The organism is Patulibacter minatonensis DSM 18081 (assembly GCF_000519325.1).
Classification (GTDB): Bacteria; Actinomycetota; Thermoleophilia; order Solirubrobacterales; family Solirubrobacteraceae; genus Patulibacter; species Patulibacter minatonensis.
In genome coordinates this window covers 4,123,403-4,139,624 of record NZ_KI912613.1, presented here as the reverse complement: position 1 = coordinate 4,139,624, position 16,222 = coordinate 4,123,403, and the positions used below count along the sequence as shown (strand labels likewise).

General features: G+C 70.0%; 14 protein-coding genes. 6 read left to right on the top strand and 8 right to left on the bottom strand.

Annotation, left to right across the window (positions count from 1 at the left end; translation table 11 throughout):
• Nucleotides 1–315: 315 nt before the first annotated feature.
• Nucleotides 316–906, bottom strand: coding sequence for a cysteine hydrolase family protein (locus tag PATMI_RS0119320; protein WP_051472410.1), 591 nt, complete (start codon nucleotides 904–906; stop codon nucleotides 316–318).
• A 101-nt stretch (nucleotides 907–1,007) separates the two neighbouring features.
• Between PATMI_RS0119320 and PATMI_RS0119315 the strand changes: the two genes are divergently transcribed.
• Nucleotides 1,008–3,044, top strand: coding sequence for an NAD(+) synthase (locus tag PATMI_RS0119315; protein WP_026912068.1), 2,037 nt, complete (start codon nucleotides 1,008–1,010; stop codon nucleotides 3,042–3,044).
• Between the two features lie 608 nt (nucleotides 3,045–3,652).
• On the opposite strand, the gene PATMI_RS0119310 is transcribed toward PATMI_RS0119315, so the two are convergent.
• From PATMI_RS0119310 to PATMI_RS35090, 7 genes are all read right to left on the bottom strand, one after another.
• Nucleotides 3,653–4,399 (bottom strand): HAD family hydrolase, encoded by a 747-nt coding sequence (locus tag PATMI_RS0119310; protein WP_026912067.1) that lies wholly within the window; start codon nucleotides 4,397–4,399, stop codon nucleotides 3,653–3,655.
• Complete coding sequence (locus PATMI_RS38015; RefSeq protein ID WP_051472048.1) at nucleotides 4,396–6,114, bottom strand: glucosyl-3-phosphoglycerate synthase; 1,719 nt, start codon at nucleotides 6,112–6,114, stop codon at nucleotides 4,396–4,398. Before PATMI_RS38015 ends, PATMI_RS0119310 begins: the two co-directional genes overlap by 4 nt.
• Nucleotides 6,111–6,707: a class I SAM-dependent DNA methyltransferase gene (locus PATMI_RS31710; RefSeq protein ID WP_051472047.1), complete on the bottom strand. Its 597-nt coding sequence runs from the start codon at nucleotides 6,705–6,707 to the stop codon at nucleotides 6,111–6,113. Before PATMI_RS31710 ends, PATMI_RS38015 begins: the two co-directional genes overlap by 4 nt.
• Entirely contained in the window at nucleotides 6,704–7,738 is a 1,035-nt protein-coding gene (locus tag PATMI_RS0119295) for an acyl-CoA dehydrogenase middle domain-containing protein (protein ID WP_026912066.1), read from the bottom strand. The genes PATMI_RS31710 and PATMI_RS0119295 overlap by 4 nt, the downstream gene beginning before the upstream one ends.
• Nucleotides 7,735–8,352, bottom strand: coding sequence for a polysaccharide deacetylase family protein (locus PATMI_RS31705; protein WP_051472046.1), 618 nt, complete (start codon nucleotides 8,350–8,352; stop codon nucleotides 7,735–7,737). The genes PATMI_RS0119295 and PATMI_RS31705 overlap by 4 nt, the downstream gene beginning before the upstream one ends.
• Before the next feature lie 123 nt (nucleotides 8,353–8,475).
• Nucleotides 8,476–8,856: a hypothetical protein gene (locus tag PATMI_RS0119285; RefSeq protein WP_211241756.1), complete on the bottom strand. Its 381-nt coding sequence runs from the start codon at nucleotides 8,854–8,856 to the stop codon at nucleotides 8,476–8,478.
• Between the two features lie 335 nt (nucleotides 8,857–9,191).
• Nucleotides 9,192–9,743 (bottom strand): Hsp20/alpha crystallin family protein, encoded by a 552-nt coding sequence (locus PATMI_RS35090; protein WP_051472045.1) that lies wholly within the window; start codon nucleotides 9,741–9,743, stop codon nucleotides 9,192–9,194.
• A gap of 526 nt (nucleotides 9,744–10,269) precedes the next feature.
• Between PATMI_RS35090 and PATMI_RS31695 the strand changes: the two genes are divergently transcribed.
• The 5 genes from PATMI_RS31695 to PATMI_RS0119260 all read left to right on the top strand — a co-directional run bounded on the left by PATMI_RS31695 (nucleotide 10,270) and on the right by PATMI_RS0119260 (nucleotide 16,194).
• A complete protein-coding gene (locus PATMI_RS31695) occupies nucleotides 10,270–11,802 on the top strand; it encodes an FAD-dependent oxidoreductase (protein WP_051472044.1) in 1,533 nt (510 codons plus the stop codon).
• Nucleotides 11,715–12,140, top strand: a complete 426-nt coding sequence (locus tag PATMI_RS38820; RefSeq protein WP_169738396.1) for an ATP-binding protein — start codon at nucleotides 11,715–11,717, stop codon at nucleotides 12,138–12,140. Before PATMI_RS31695 ends, PATMI_RS38820 begins: the two co-directional genes overlap by 88 nt.
• 375 nt (nucleotides 12,141–12,515) lie before the next feature.
• Nucleotides 12,516–13,574 (top strand): sugar ABC transporter substrate-binding protein, encoded by a 1,059-nt coding sequence (locus tag PATMI_RS0119270; RefSeq protein WP_026912064.1) that lies wholly within the window; start codon nucleotides 12,516–12,518, stop codon nucleotides 13,572–13,574.
• A gap of 122 nt (nucleotides 13,575–13,696) precedes the next feature.
• Nucleotides 13,697–14,629 carry an ABC transporter permease gene (locus PATMI_RS0119265; RefSeq protein WP_026912063.1) on the top strand — a complete coding sequence of 311 codons (933 nt, stop codon included), beginning with the start codon at nucleotides 13,697–13,699 and terminating at the stop codon, nucleotides 14,627–14,629.
• Complete coding sequence (locus PATMI_RS0119260) at nucleotides 14,626–16,194, top strand: sugar ABC transporter ATP-binding protein (RefSeq protein WP_051472043.1); 1,569 nt, start codon at nucleotides 14,626–14,628, stop codon at nucleotides 16,192–16,194. The genes PATMI_RS0119265 and PATMI_RS0119260 overlap by 4 nt, the downstream gene beginning before the upstream one ends.
• Nucleotides 16,195–16,222: the final 28 nt, after the last annotated feature.

Below are 16,222 nucleotides of genomic sequence, written 5' to 3'. Positions count from 1 at the left end.
CGAGCGACGACCTGGCACACGTCGCGTCGGGGAACCGTTCTGCTGTGTCGGCGCCAGCAACGGCAGCCGCCCATGAGGGCCGGTGCGAGAGCGCAGACTTCCGTCCCTGGGGAGAAGGGACAGCGTTCCGTCGAACCCGCGAAGCACCGTTGCAACGCACCCGACCCGTAACCCCGATCGACGCTGAGGCAAACCTGCAACTCGAAAATCGGCGCCATCGACCCAAAGCGTGTGCCTGGGGCGGTGCGTGATCTCGTGAATGTCTGACGTGTCGGTGTCTGGACGCGACGTGCTGCGGTCGGCTTGCCGACCGTCTCAGCTCGAGAGATCGAGGTCGTCGCTGGTCGCGATGAGGTGCGCGCGCATGTTCTGTTCCATCATGCGCAGCGCGGCGTCGGCGAGGTCCTTGTCGATGTGCGCGACGGCGTCTCGGGGAACGATGACCTTGAAGTGACGGATGTAGGCGTCCAGTGCGGAGTAGAGGACGCATTGCTCGGTGACCTGGCCGGTGAAGACCAGCCGGCCGATCCCGTTGTTTTGCAGCAGATACTCCAGAGGCGACCCGTAGAAGACGGAATGCCGGGCTTTCAGCAGCAGGGGTGCCCCCGTTGCGGGAACGATCGCGGCGACGTCCTCGTCGGGGAGGCCCTGCTCCGCCAGCGCGGTGAGTTCTTCGCGTCCTGCGTCCCAGCGGCCATGGGTGTCGTTGATGTGGATGATCGGCACGTCGGCGTCGGCTGCGGCGTCGACTAGTTGCGCGATCGGGCGAAGGACGCTTCGGGCGCTCTCACGAAGCGCGTCGCCGTCGGGATGGTCGTAGTCGTTGAGCATGTCGATGATCACCAGCGCGATACCGTCGCCGCGGCCGAGCTCGGTGCGCGGATCATCGGGCAGACCCTCTTCCATGTCGCGTGCATGCCCGGAACCGACGGACCGCAAAAGTGAGATCCGCTCGAGAAGCATCCGGCGACTCGCGTTGTGGGGATCGGGGTAGGTCGGACGGCGCCATGGATTTTCGGAGCATCTACCAGCACGGGTTTGCTCGCGTCGCGGCGTGCACCGGACGCGCGGCGATCGCCGATCCGGCCGCGAACGTGGAAGCGACGCTGCGCCTGGTCCGCGAGTGCGCGCAGGACGGCGTCGCGGTGGCGGTCTTTCCCGAGCTGACGCTGACGGGGTATTCGATCGAGGACCTGCTGCACCAAGACGCGGTTCTCGATGATGTGCAGTCGGCCCTTCAGGCCTTGGTCGCCGGCTGTGCGGAGCTGGCGACCGTTGTGGTCGTGGGAGCACCGCTGCGTCGTGCGGGTGGGCTGTACAACTGCGCCGTCGTGCTGCATCGGGGCAGGATTCTCGGGGTCGCACCGAAGTCGTATCTGCCGATGTATCGCGAGTTCTACGAGGGCCGTCAGGTCCGGGCGGGCGTCGACGAGCGGGGGACGATCCGGGTCGCGGGTGTCGACGTCCCGTTCGGGCCCGATCTGCTGTTTGACGCCGAGGACATCGCGGGGCTCGTGCTGCACGTTGAGGTCTGTGAGGACATGTGGGTTCCGATCCCTCCGAGTGCCGCGGCGGCGCTCGCCGGGGCCACCGTTTTGGCCAATCTCTCCGGTAGCCCGATCACGGTCGGGCGCGCCGAGGACCGTCGGCTGTTGTGCCGATCGGCGTCGTCGCGGTGCCTGGCCGCCTACGTCTATGCGGCTGCCGGGCTCGGCGAGTCGTCGACGGACCTGGCGTGGGACGGGCAGACAATGATTTACGAAAACGGGGTGCTGCTCGACGAGACGGAGCGGTTTCCTGATGGCGCCCGGCGGTCGGTCGCCGACGTTGACCTGGACCTGCTGCGTCAAGAACGCATGCGGATGGGCACCTTCGACGACAACCGCCGGTCGCATGCGGCCTCGACGGGGGCGTTTCGTCGCATCGGCTTCACCGTAGGACCGCCGGGTGGAGATCTCGGTCTTCGTCGTCGGGTCGAGCGGTTCCCGTTCGTGCCCGCCGATCGAGAACGCCTTGATCTGGACTGCTACGAGGCGTACAACATCCAGGTCGCGGGGCTCGTGCAGCGCCTTGGTGCGATCGGGAACCCAAAGGTCGTGATCGGCGTCTCCGGGGGCCTGGATTCCACCCACGCGCTGATCGTTGCGGCCAATGCGATGGACCGCGCCGGCCGACCGCGCACCGACATTCTCGGCTTCACGCTCCCCGGATTTGCCACCAGCTCGGGCACGAAGGACAACGCTCATCGGTTGATGGACGCCCTCGGCATCACGAAGGCGGAGATCGATATCACCGAGACCGCGACGCTGATGTTGAACGAGCTCGACCACCCGTTCGGACGCGGGGAGCCGGTCTACGACGTGACTTTCGAGAACGTCCAAGCAGGCCTGCGTACGGACTACCTCTTTCGCGTCGCCAATCAGCGCGGCGGGATCGTCCTTGGTACCGGAGACCTCTCCGAGCTCGCGCTGGGATGGTCGACCTACGGTGTCGGGGACCAGATGAGCCACTACAACCTCAACGGCGGCGTGCCGAAGACGCTGGTCCAGCACCTGATCCGCTGGGTCGTGGGGACCGACCAGTTCGACGAGCGCGTCAACCAAACGCTGCAGGCGATCCTCGACACCGAGATCAGCCCCGAGCTGGTCCCGGGCGACGAACTGCAGTCCACCGAATCGAAGATCGGCCCGTACGCCCTGCAGGACTTCACGCTCTTTCACGTCCTGCGGTGCGGCTTCCGGCCGACCAAGATCGGCTTCCTCGCGTCGCACGCGTGGAACGACCCCGACGCCGGTGAATGGCCCCCGGGGTTCCCCAACGCCAAACGCATCGGCTACAGCGACGAAGAGATCCGACGGTGGCTGGAGGTGTTCTGCCAGCGGTTCTTCGAATTCGCCCAGTTCAAACGCTCTGCACTGCCCAATGGACCCAAAGTCTCCGCCGGCGGATCGCTCTCTCCTCGAGGAGATTGGCGCGCACCGTCCGACGGGACCGCAGCGGCCTGGATGCGCGACCTCCGGACGTGGGAGCCCTCCGACGTGTGACCTTCGGTTGCCGCGTACTCGCTCGCCCCGCAAGGAGCATGCACATGCAAGGCCGTGCACGCGGTCAGTGCGCGACGGCGATCTGAATCCTCTGTCGCTCAGCTTGTCACGTCGGAGCTGGCGCACTGCCTATCGGGCGGGTCCCCGCTGCGCGGCGATGATGCGCTGCGAGCACCCTCGGCCGATGAAGTTCGCCCGCGCGCGCCGACGTCACGGACGTCTTCGAGCGCACATCCGGCACGCGCGCGGACCTCTCAAGCCGGGCGTTTACGAGTCCTTCTTACCCTGCCGCTGCGCGGGCAGGCTCCCGGCTTCAGGGCCTCGGCTCCACCCGGAGCGTCTGGACCGAGTAGGCGGGTGCCGCACCGCATCATCCGAGTCGCGCGAAGACAACAACCGTCCGTGGCGGCGCGACTGACGCAGCGTCTCCCGAACTCGCCTAAGACCCCGACTCTCTCGCATCGATCTCCGCTCCTTCTCTGTGCGACCTAGGGTGCCGTCTTGCGGAATCTCTTCCCCGTTGCACGCGCGACGAACGCGGCCGACGAACGAACCGCATCCGGAGCTCGTCGCGTTGGGCGCGTTAGTGCCGCGGGAACCCAAGGTCGTCAGTGAGCGTCATGTCGGAGTCCCGCAACGAGCGCCCGGACTGCTTCCAGCGCGCCGCCGGCGCCGCGCGCCTCCGTCACCGGAATGCCTTGATGTTCCGCCAGGCGCAACGCCTCGTGGTCGTCGGAGCGGACGCAGAAGGTTCGCGGCACGACGCTCGCGCAGGTGAGGTCCGCTGTCGAATCGCCCACGACGCCGCACGCCTCGGGCAGCAGATCGCGCAACTGCAGATGCATCCGCACGCCGGTGGCCTTGTCCGTTCCGGACGGCAGGACGTGCACGACCCTGGAGGGCGTGCCGTCGTCGGTTGGCAGATGGCTCGGTCCGTTGTCGACGGCACACCACTCGCCGAACCCGGCGTCATGCAACACCTCCGTGACGGTGGCCGCGGTCGCGGCGCTGCGCAGGACCAGTCCGGATGTTCGCGGCGTGCCCGGTTCGTGCTCTTGCAGAGGGAGCGCGGTGAGCGCAGCGAGCAGTGCCTCGCGAGGGAATGGGACGGCCTCGGGCGCTGCGAGTTGCACGATGCCTGGGAGCAGTACGACGGCGCCGAGCTCGCACACGACGTCCTCGACGCCGAGCGTCCGAGCGATCGCCGCGGCTGCCCACCGCGATCGGCCGGTCAGGATCACCGGGCGAAAGCCGGAGTCCCGCACCACCTGCAGGGTGCTCATGCTGTCTTGCACGAGGAGCCCTCCGGGATCCAGCAACGTGCCGTCGAGGTCAAGGTAGATCGAGCCGCTCATGACGCAAGCTCCGACGGATCGGGATTGCGGAGCACACGGCCGGGGCGCCCCGTGCGCGCGGCGAGTTCGGCGACCGGCGGGCGTTCCGCGACGGGGACCGCGTGGGGCAGGTCGTCGTTCCACGGCAGGCGCATCGACGAAGAGACGATGGTGTCACGGCCCAAGCGTCGTTCCAGCGCCACCAGGACAGCAAACGCCATCGGTGCGAGATCCCGCAGCGGCTGGTGGCGATTCTGGCGGACCCCGAGGTCGACCTCGGCGAGCGCGCCGAGTCCGACCGCGTCCAGGGCGTCGACGAGGGTGGCGATCTCGACGCCGTAGCCAACCGGAAACGGCAGCCGTTCCAGGAGGGTCCGGCGGGCCGCGAACTCGCCCGCCAGCGGCTGGCGGAATCCGGCGAGCAGCGGTCGGTGGAGGTTCAGCAGCGGACGCGCCGTGAGTTCCGTGACGCGTCCGCCTTCATGCGCGATCACGGAGCCGTCGCCCTGGCGGCGGGGGCGGTCGAAGCACCCGCGGACCATGGCGATGTCGTCATCGGTCAGAAGCGGGCCGAGAATGCCGGCCAAGTGTGCCGACGACGGGTCCTCGGTGTCGCCGTCGAGAAACGCGATGACGTCACCCGTGGTGCACTGGATCGCGCGCCACATCGCGTCGCCTTTGCCCCGGCACGGGCCGTGTTCCCGCGCGATCGTGTCTTGCTGGACGACCCGCGCGCCGTGGGCTTCGGCGGTCACGGCCGTCCCATCGGCGGAGGCGGCATCGATCACGACGACCTCCTGGACGATTCCGGCGTCCACGAGCGGCGCGACCGTGACCTCGAGGACGCTGCCGATCGTCGTGGCGACCTCTTTTGCCGGGATCACGACGACCACCCGCGTTCCGGTCGCACGGACGGCCGCGGCGAGGCGGTCGAGCCGAAATTCTCGATGGTGGTGCCGGTGGCGGCCGCGCCAGACCTCGAGCGCCAGGTCAGCCGCCAGGCCACGGGGTGCGCGGCCAGTCGTCCTGGGGCTCGTGTACACGACGGCTTCCGTCGTGCGATGCACCTCGAGGTCGGCGTCCCGAACGGTCTGCAAGAGCGCCTCGTCCTCGAGCGCCCGCGGTGTCGGCATGCCCCCGCAGGCGTCGAAGGCGTCGGCGGTGAGTGCGAGGTTCGCCGCGGAGAAATGGTGGTGGGCTGCGTCGGGACCGTCGGTCTCACGAACGGCACGAAGCCGCACCTCGGCGCCCATCGTTCGGCGACGGGCGAGCTCGTCGTCCAGCGGAGTGTTCGGATCGATGTGGACGTCACCAGCGATCACGGCATGTCCGTCGTCGGCTGCGCGGAGGAGCGCGGCGAGCCAGCCTGGCGCCGGCCGGGTGTCGGCGTCGGTGGTGACGAGGAGCCCGGGCGCCCGTTTTGCGTCTCGCAGCCCGGCGCTGGTGTTGGTGCGTCGCAGCCACGCCGCGGCGGTCTCCAGGCCGGTGCGGCGGGCCCAGCCGACGCCTGCCCCGGGACCGGCGATGACCCGGACCTCGACGCGCTCGGACCGCGCGCGGTGGGCCGCCGCTCGGGCCTCGCGGGCCGTGCTGTCCGTCGACGCGTCGTCGACGACGACGACCCCGAAGCACGGGCCGATCTCGCGAGCCTGCGCAACCAGCGCGTCGACGCTCGGACCGATGCGCTCCTGCTCGTTCCGTGCCGGAACGACGACGACCGCGCGCAGCGGACTCATCGCATCTCGAACGCGTCGAGGAGGTACGCCCGGCTGTGCGGCGGTTCGGCGACCGGGACCGCGCGCATCCCCGTCGCCCGCAGCGCCCGGTGGGTCTGCTCAGCGGTACGGGCCAGGTCCGGCGCGCGACCGGTCCAGTGCGCGGCCACGAGCCGACCGCCGGGACGGAGCAGGCGCGGGAGCCGGTCGAGCGTGCGGCGAAACGCGTCGTCATCCAAGTAGTAGAGGATCTCGGACGCCACCACGAGGTCAAACGCGCCGTCGTGCGGCAGGTCGCCGGGGATCTGGCCCTCGAGGACCTTCACGTGCGGCAGACCGATCAGGCGCTCGCGCGCGAGCTCAACGGCCGTCGGTGAGAAGTCGATCGTGATCAACACGTCGCACCGGACAGCGAGCGATGCGCTGAAGACGCCGTTGGCGGCGCCAAGCTCCAGGGCACGTGCAAACCGTCCCGGCCCGCACGCCGTCAGCGTCCGTTCGTACTTCGTCCGCTCGTACGGCGAGCTGACGTAGCCCCACGGGTCTGGGTCCGCACGAAATCGAGCGTCGAAGTGCGCGGCGTCGGCAGCAGGCCGCTCCGGGAACGCGCTCATTGGGAGCCTTCGGCGAGGAGGTCATGCCCGAGACGGGTTGCGGCGGGGGTGAGTCGGTGCTGCAACAGCAGCAGGTCCAGGTCGCCTCGGGTGCGTGCCGTCCGGGCATCGGTCGCTATGGGATGTGAGCCCGTCAGCTCGGCGCAGATGCGCAGCACCTCGCGGCAGCGCTCGGTGATCTCCAGCCGAGCCTGCAGCACGGCCCTTTGGACCACCGTGACGGGCTCGCGGTCGCGGACCGCCGTGGCGTGCTCAAGCCACCGGTCGACGGTCGCGCGAGCGGCAGCGGCGCGCGCGACGAGGACCGCCTCGGCGTCCGACGGCGTCCGGTCTCGCAGCGCGGCGATCGTCCCATCGAACACGGTGTCGAGCGCACCCGCCCACGTCACGGCGGTGCGCAGCGCATCACCGCTGAACCACGGCTCGTCGAGCAGTGCGTTGCCGGCACCGTGGCGGTCGGGTCCGTCGCCCGGCCGGAGCCCCAGGATCGCGAGGATAGGCGCGCGGTCCAGAACGACGCGATGGCTCGCGCTCGAACGCAAAGCGGGGCCGCGGAACCAGTCGCGGTCGACGATCACGCGCGCGGGGTCCGAGACGTCCACCAGCGCGCACACGCTCCCCGGAGATTCGATCTCGGGGCGTACGAGGATCAGTGCTCGTTCGACGAGCCCGGCGCCAGAGCAGAAGACCTTGGTACCAGACACCGTGACGTGATCGCCAGCGATCGTCGCCGGCGTTCCCTCTGCCCCTCGGGGGTCAGCACCCCACACGCCATGAGGGACGACGCCCTCCGCGGCTCGACCTCGGTCGTCGTCCGCCACCTGGTCGGGGCAGTGGTGCAGCAACCGCTCAAGCGCGTTGCGATGGCCGTCCAGGACGCGCGCCAGCCCGAGGTCCAAGGCAGCAACGGCCCGCAGAGCGGCGTGCTCGTCCGCGCGGGTGGCAAAGGCGCTGCTTGTCGTGAGCCCGTCGGTGACGAGGTGGTCCCAGCCTGGTACGTCCTCGACCGCACGAATCACGGGGACGCTCACGGTCGCTTCCCAGCGAACGCGAGCGTCGCGGGCGCAGCCCGAGGTTCGGGAAGCGGCTCCAGAGTCAGGCCGCGCGCGACGCCCCACGCCGCGGCCATTGGAATGAGCCGGGCGGTCTCGGCGCAGCCCGGCCGTGTGGCGCCGGGCCCAAGACCGTCGTGCGCGAGAACGATGCCGCCGTTCGGGGCCTCGCGCTTGATGGCGACGACCATCTCTTCGGCAAGGTCTCCGCGCCAGTCGTGCGTGTCGGCGTCCCATCCCACGAGCGCGAGTCCGACGTCGTCTGCTACGCGCCGTGTGTCGTCCGTGACCAGGCCCCACGGGGTGCGCCACCGCGTGGGCTCCACGTCGACCGCGCGGAGCGCGTCGACCACGGCGTCGGTGTCGGCGCGGATCTGATGGCGGTCCATGCGGTCGTGGCGGTCGTGCTGATCGGCGTGCGGCTCGACGCGGTGGCCTGCGGCGACGGTGGCGCGCACGAGATCGGGATGAGCCCGGACCCGCGGGCCGAGCACGAAGAACGTCGCCGTCGCACCGGCGGCGGCAAGGGCATCCAGAACCACCGGTGTCCAGACCGGGTCGGGGCCGTCGTCGAAGGTGAGATGGAGGGCCATCCGGAGCTGATCAATACCCCCGGCCCTTGCGAGCAAACGGCGTCGCCCGCCCGGAACGGGGACAGCCGAGCGGATGAGAAGCGCACAGGTCGGGGTGCTCGACCTACACAGTTCGCTCGCGCATCATGGCGCGTGCCCTGCTCGATGGTCCGGTCCGGTCGGTTGCTCAAGCATGCCGACCAGGAACGACCAGGCGGCAACGCCGCCGACGAAGACCAGCGCAGCTTCGGCGTACGCTCGGGCTCCGTTCTCGGTCTCGATGCTGGGAGCGATCCGGTAGAGGTCATCAGCGATGTCGAGGATCTCGCGATCCTGATCGCTGCGATCAGCGGCAATCTGCAGCGCTCCGCGCCATCCGGTTCCACGGTACGCAGCGCCGGGATGGTCGGCGGCGAGCGACGTCACCGTTTGACGTCCGAGCAACGACAGCATGCCGTCGAGTTCGCCGGAGGTTTCCCCTGTTGCCGACATGGCCGCACGTTGCCCACGTTGAGCCACGCGCATGCACGCATTCGTCCGGCCCCATGGTCGTAGACCGTGGGCGTTCCCGGTGCTGCGGGCCGTGGTGAGTTGGGCGCGGTGCACCCAACGGGTTCCGATCGCTGACGCGACCGGCCGCTACTCGTCCGTCGTGGGTGAATGTCGGTGCCGCAGCGAAACAGCTCAAGGAGATCGACGAGCTCCGAAGTCCGCGGATCTGCCCGGAACCCCACGGCGCTCCATCTCGCCCGGAACCCTCCCGGACCGATGGGTGTGCGCCGCGAAGCACCGCCCGACATCCCTCGCACCGCAAGCTGACGGGTCGAGGGCGGGGGCTGTCCAGGGCCGCTGCCGGTGGCCTACGCGGCGGCACCGATGGGCTCCGGATCGCGTTCTTCCGCCGCGCTCGCTGAACCCTGACCGTCGGTTTGCGCGTCGCTGCTGCCGGACCTGGAGCCGGGAGCGGGGGAGCTGCCGGCGAGGCGGAGCGACCCATGTTGCGGTCGCTTCGTGGTCGGCTTAGGAATTGCGATCTCCAGCACTCCGCGGTCCAGCGACGCGCTGATCTGCTCCGCATCGACCCCTTCCGGCAAGTTCACCCGCCGCTCGAACTCCCCACGGTCGCACTCCGAACGGAACGGACGAGCGTCGCCGGCGGCGTCGGTGGTCCGGGTTCCGCTGAGCGTCAGCACGTCGTTGTCGACGTCAATGGCGACGTCGTCGTGCGCGACGCCGGGCAGGTCGGCGACGAGAAGATACGACTCGTCCATCTCCTCAAGGTCCACCGGCGGGATCCATCGCGCGGCCCGCAGGCCTGACGCGCCCGGATCGGAGAACGACGCGACCACCAGGTCGCCGTCGTGGCTCGTGGCCGCGTGGAAGGGGGCGGGCTCCCAACGAACGATGGTCATGACTTACACCTCCGAGTTCGAAGAACGCTTGCGGCGAAAAAATAGAAATCTGAGTCCAGATCTGTCAAGTCTTGGGCCCCCTCGGCAGAACCCGACATTCGTCGAGGTGCGTCGCACCGACCAGGACGCGGGCTCCGTCGGTCGCCATGGTGAGCAACCGCGGTGGGCCACGCGGCGTTCGCGCTTCGGGATGGACCTATCCCCAGACACGTCAAGAACGTTGGCCACGAGCGTGCGCTCTTTGCGTCCTGCGTCTCTCACAGCACCAGACTCCGTGGTTGAGCTGGCCGATAGAGCGGCGGGTCGCCGTCTCGGACGCGCCTCGGCAGGCCAGGCTGCTCGGGGCGGTCGCCCGGTCGGCGCGGCAGGTGTCGGTAGACGTACTCATCATGCTCCGTGGTCCATGTGACCGTTCATCCGGAGGGCCCGGACCCGGAGATCGCTCGTGTATCGATTGGCGCACGAACCCCGCGGGTCCGTCCGGGGGTCGGCGGGTAGCGACCGCCACCCCGACCCGGACCGCCCCATGACGAATCCTGCGACGACCTCCCTCTGGAACGCGACCGCCCACCGCTCGACCCGCCGGAGCGCCGCACCCGGCACCGCGACGCGGTACGACGCGATCGTGGTGGGTGCCGGCGTGGTCGGCCTGACCACCGCGCTGCAGCTCGGTCGCGAGGGTCGGAGCGTCCTCGTGCTCGAGGCACGCGAGGTCGGGTCGGGCGTGACCGGGTCGACGACCGGCAAGGTCACCGCGGCCCACGGCCTGCGCTACTCCCTGCTGCGACGCGACATCGGGGCGGAGCGGACCCGGCTCTACGCCCAGGCCAACCAGCACGCCGTCGGCTGGATCCGCGACCTGATCATGACCGAGGAGCTCGCGTGCGACTGGCGCGACCGGCCGGCGTTCACCTACACGAGCGACCCGTCGCAGCGGGGGACGCTCGAGGACGAGGCGCGGGCGACGATCGAGGCCGGGCTGCCTGCGCACGAGGTCCACGCGGTCCCGGCGCCGACGCGGCTCGTCGCGGGCGTCCGCGTCGACGGCGGCGGAGAGCTGCACGGGCCGAACTACTGCCTGGGGCTCGCGCACCTCGCCGAGCACGCCGGCGCGACGATCGCCGAGGGCGTCCGGGTGACGGGCGTCCGCGAGGGCGCGCCGTGCCGCGTGCAGACCCAGGACGCCGGGACGTTCGAGGCCGAGCACGTCGTGATCGCCACGCACGTGCCGATCCTCGACCGCGGGCTCTACTTCGCGCGCCTGGAGCCCCAGCGCTCCTACGCGATCGCCGCACGGGTCGGGCACGCGCTCCCGCTCGGCAGCTTCTACGACGTCGCCGAGCCGTCGCGCTCCGTGCGCACCGCGACCGGTCCGGACGGCGAGGAGCTCGTCGTGGTCGGCGGCGAGGGCCACGGCGTCGGCAAGGTCTCCGACACCGCCGAGCGCTACGCCCGGCTCGAGGCCTGGTCGGCCGAGCAGCTCGGCACCGGCGAGGTCACGCACCGGTGGTCGTCGCAGGACCCGCAGACCCCGGACCGCGCGCCGTACGTCGGGCCGCTCCGCCCTGGCAGCACCCGCCTGTGGACCGCGACGGGGTTCGGCAAATGGGGGCTGTCGGCGGGCACCGCGGCGGCCCACGCGATCGCGGGGAGCATCGCCGGGCGGTCCGACGAGTACGCGGCGCTCTGGAACCCGTCGCGGCTCGGCCAGCTGAAGCCGCGGGCCGCCGCGCGCCTGGCGCTCTGGAACACGGAGACGCCGCTCTTCCTCGTCGGCGACCGGCTGCGCCCGGCGCGTCGCGGTGGGGTCGGGGAGCTGCAGCCCGGCGAGGGACGCGTCGTCCGCCACGACGGCCGGCGGACGGCCGCGTTCCGCGACGAGGAGGGCGTCGTGCACGCGCACTCCCCGCTCTGCACGCACCTCGGGTGCGAGGTCCACTTCAACGGCGCCGAGCAGAGCTGGGACTGCCCGTGCCACGCGTCGCGGTTCGACGCCCGGGACGGCAGCGTGCTCGAGGGGCCGGCGGTGCAGCCGCTCGCCCCGCGGGACGCCGGCTAGGTCACGAGATCCCCACGCGGTGGGCGCACCAGGGCGGACCGGGCCGACGGCTCCGGCAGGTCCTCTCGAACCTCATCTCGAACGCCATCAAGTTCACCGACTCCGGCACCGTGACCGTCAAGACGACCTTGAACCGGGATCGCCAACACGAGCATCAGATCACCATCGCCGTCATCGACGACGGCCTTCCGCGGACCGACACTCGTCGGGCGGCCCAGGGCGTTATAACGCGACCTCGCGAGCCAGCTTTCGCTCGAATCGAACGTGGTACTGCCGTATTAAGCCTGCGCTCGATAATCGTCGAACCGTCCACCTGCCGGGGCGTTCCGGTTCGGTAATAGACGAACGTTCCCCCGCGGCTGAACCAAACGGCTGCCGCCGGTTAGGCAGGTGTCGTGTCGGCCTTTAAGCCCGCGGCATCGTTCCGCGGCGAGGAAAAGCACGCTGAAGCCTAGTCCCTCAGCGTTCGAGCGAGCCTTTTCGTGGTCGGTGGCTTCGCCTCGAAGTTGCTCCGGTGCTCCTGCGGGGAGTCGGCGCTATCCCCGGCTGCAAATGGCAAACCGCGGAGTCCCTGGGAGTGTCGTGCCGCGCCCAGTGAGACGGGCGTCACACGCGGCCAGCTGGTCGCATCTCGAAGACAGGAGCACACGATGAGTACGAGGACCCTCGGCTTTGGAAGCCGCGCAAACCGACGAATTGCGACGGCAGCGGCCGTGCTGGTGGCGGCCGGCGGACTCACGGCTTGTGGATCCAGCGACGACGACACGACGTCCACGGGTGCGAGCGGTGGATCGGGGTCGGCTGCGAGCACCAACGCCGACTTCACCGGCAGCACGCCGCTGAAGTCCGGGACGATCGGGATCGTCGAGGTCAACGCGCAGTCCGAGCGCATCTCTGAGTGGGCGTCTACCGCGAAGAAGGCCGCCGAGGACCTCGGTTGGAAGGCCGAGGTCATCGACGGAAAGGGCACGCCGGCCGGCTGGGCGCAGGCGATCTCCAGCCTCACCACCAAGAAGGTCGACGGCATCATCACGCTGGCGATCGACCCCCCGGCCGTCGCGACGCAGCTTCAGGCGGCGAAGGCCGCGAAGATCCCCGTCATCGCCTCCGGCATCTCGGTGGCAGGCAGCGGCTCTGATCTGTTCGCCGCGAGGTACGCCCCGGACGACTCGCAGTTCGGCCAGGTCCTCGCGGACTACCTCAAGAGCAAGGTCCCGGCCGGCAGCGAGTACGTGAACCTGGACCTCTCGGCCGTGAGCGGTGCGCACGCACTGATCACGAAGGCCAACCCGGCGATGCAGGCAGCCGGGCTGAAGCTCGCAGGAACGCAGGACATCAACCCGGCGGACATCATCAACGGGACGGGCAAGGCGACGGTCAACCTCGTCCGCTCCAACCCGAAGGCGAAGATCATCCTCAGCTGCTGCGACTTCTCGCCGCCCATCACGGTGGCGTCGCTGAAGCAGGCCGGCAAGTCCGACGTCATCCAGGCTGCGCGGTACGACAACCCGAGCACGCTCGCGCTGATCGAGAAGGGCGAACCGGTGGTCACCGCGGCTTCGAACTCGGATCAGGGCGTGCTCACCGCGGTCGATCAGATCGCTCGTCTGAAGAGCACCGGGAAGGCGATAGACCCGAAGGCCGACGCCGGGAAGTACGAGTTCAAGGTCATCGACAAGAGCAACGTGCCGGCCGGCGGCAAGTACGTCTACGACCCCGACTCGCAGATCGCGGAGTACGTCAAGCGCTGGAAGGCCGAGTACTCGCGATGACCCCGTCGACGCGGCCGTCGGCCGCTACCCCCGCCACCGCAGCTCCGGGCTCCGGGCCGGGGGCGCCTCCGGCCGCGTCGCCGAGCGCCGCGCCCGCCACTTCCGGCGCGGCGCGGCTGGCGGTGCTGTTCTCGCGGTCTGTCGTCGTCGGCGCGTACGTCGTGATGCTGCTGATCTTCTCGATCGCGGCGGGCGACACGTTCTTGACGTCCGGCACGCTGAAGGACGTCCTGGACCAGGCCGCCGTCCCGGTGATCCTTGTCTGCGGCCTGACGCTGGTCCTCGCCGTCGGTGAGTTCGATCTCTCTTTCACGGCGACGGTGGGGCTGACGGCCGGCATTGCCATCGTTCTGATGGCCCAGCACGACGTCCCGGTGGTCCTCGCGTGCCTGATCGCGCTCTTGGCCGCCGTCGTGGTGGGTCTGCTGGTCGGGTTCCTCGTGACCTTGGGCCAGGCGTCGTCGTTCATCGTGACCCTCGCGGTCGGATCGGCGGTGACCGGCCTGGAGCTCGCGCTCACCGGCAACGAGACGATCTACCAAGGGATCCCGACGTCGTTCACCGACCTCGCGTCGAACACGATCCTGGGCCTGAAGTGGCCGGTGTGGCTCGCCGCGCTCGTGCTGGCCGCGGCGGCCGTGCTGCTGCACCGGACGCGCTTCGGGCGTCACGTGCGCGCCACGGGCGGCAACGCGACGGCGGCGTACCTGGCGGGCGTGAAGACGCGTCGGGTCAGGATCGCGGCGTTCGCCATCACGGCGTTCCTGGCCGGCCTCTGCGCGCTCGTCCTGACGTCGCGGGCGTCGTCGTACTACCCGGACTCGTCCGCCGGTTTCCTCCTGAACACCTATGCCGCGGCGTTCCTCGGGGCGGCGATCGGACGGTGGCGCGGCTTCACCGTCGCTGGTGCGGCGTTCGGCGTCCTGTGGATCGTGACGCTGCAGACCGGACTGACGCAGCTGAGCGCCCCGGCTTGGACGGCGAACTTCGTCCAGGGCATCGTGCTCGCGACGGCCGTGCTGATCGCCTCCCGCGGTCGAAAGGGTCTCGCGTGAGTGCCGTGACCGCCCCGTCGACCGCGCCGTGGCTGACGTGCCGGGGTCTGTCGAAGCGCTACGGCGGCGTGCTGGCCCTGGACGGCGTCGACCTCGATCTGCGCGCCGGTGAGGTGCACGGCCTCATCGGGCCCAACGGCGCCGGAAAATCGACGCTCGTCAAGCTGCTGTCCGCAGCCGTCCCGTCCGACGCGGGCGTGGTGACGGTCGACGGACAGGACGTGCGTCTGCATGATCCCGCCGACGCGCAGGCTCAGCGGATCGTGCTGATGCCCCAGGAGATCGCCGTGGTCCCGGAGGCCAGCGTGATCGACAACATCACGCTGGGGAGCGAGGCGACGCGGTGGGGGCTTCGTGACCCCGCCGCCAACCGGCGGATCGCCGCTGACGCGCTCGCGGTATTGGACCTCGACCTCGACCTCGACGCGCAGGCTGCGACGCTCTCGGCGGCGCATCAGCGCATGTTGATGATGGCGCGCGCGTTGCATCGTCGTGCTCGTCTGCTGATCCTCGACGAGCCGACGGCTGGACTCGCACAGCACGAGGCGGCCCTCGTCACCGCCGCGGTGCGACGTTTGCTGGACCACGATCTCTCGGTCATCTACGTCTCGCACCACCTCACCGAGGTGGCAGAGCTCTGCGATCGTGTCACCTGCATCCGGGGTGGCCGCGTCGCGGCCACCATCGCGGGCGACGAGGTGCAGCGCGAGCGGCTCGTGTCCCTCATCGTCGGAGCACCGGCCACGGACCAGGAAGCGGACGACGCGGCCCCACTCGTGACGGCCTCCGACGTCCCGAAGGTCGACGGGGTCGCCACCGACACGCAGTCCGCAACTTCCCGGACCGGGGGCTCGGCTTCGCCCACGCTTGAGCTTGTCGAGGTCTCGGGAAAGCGGCTGCGCGGGCTGTCGCTGACCGCGGCTCCGGGGTCCGTCCTCGGGATCACCGGCCTCCTGGGCTCCGGCGTGACCGAGGCCGTGCAACTGCTCGTCGGGGAACGCCGTCCCGAGACCGGAACGGTCCGCATCGATGGGGTGGACGTCGTCCTGCGGTCTCCTGCTGCGGCGTTGAGCCGCGGAGTCGGCTACCTGGCCGGCGACCGCACCCGCGCCGCCCTAACGGCGATGACGATCCGTGAGAACGTCAGCCTCTCGGCACTCCAACGCTGGTGTGGACGGATCGGGTTGCTGCGGCCCGCGAGCGAACGCGCACGGACAGCGGCAGCCCTCGACGTGCTGTCGGTCCAGGGCGATCAGGAACGGCCGCTCGGGGCGCTCTCGGGCGGGAACCAGCAGCGGGCCCTGGTGTCCCGGCTGATCGCGGCAGAGGTCCGTGTCCTGGTGCTCGATGAACCGACCGTCGGTGTCGATGTCGGCGCGCGCGCGCAGTTGTGGTCCGCGGTCCGGGAGCTTGCCGTCGACCACACCGTCGTGGTCGCGTCGAGCGAGCCCGAGGAGCTCGTCGCCATGTGCGACCGCGTCGTCTGCATCCGCCACGGTGCCGTCTCCGCGATCCTCACGGACGCCACGCTCACCGAGCACGCCATCACCTCGGCGGTCGCGTGACCCGCGACGTAGCGGGCGGAGGATCCCC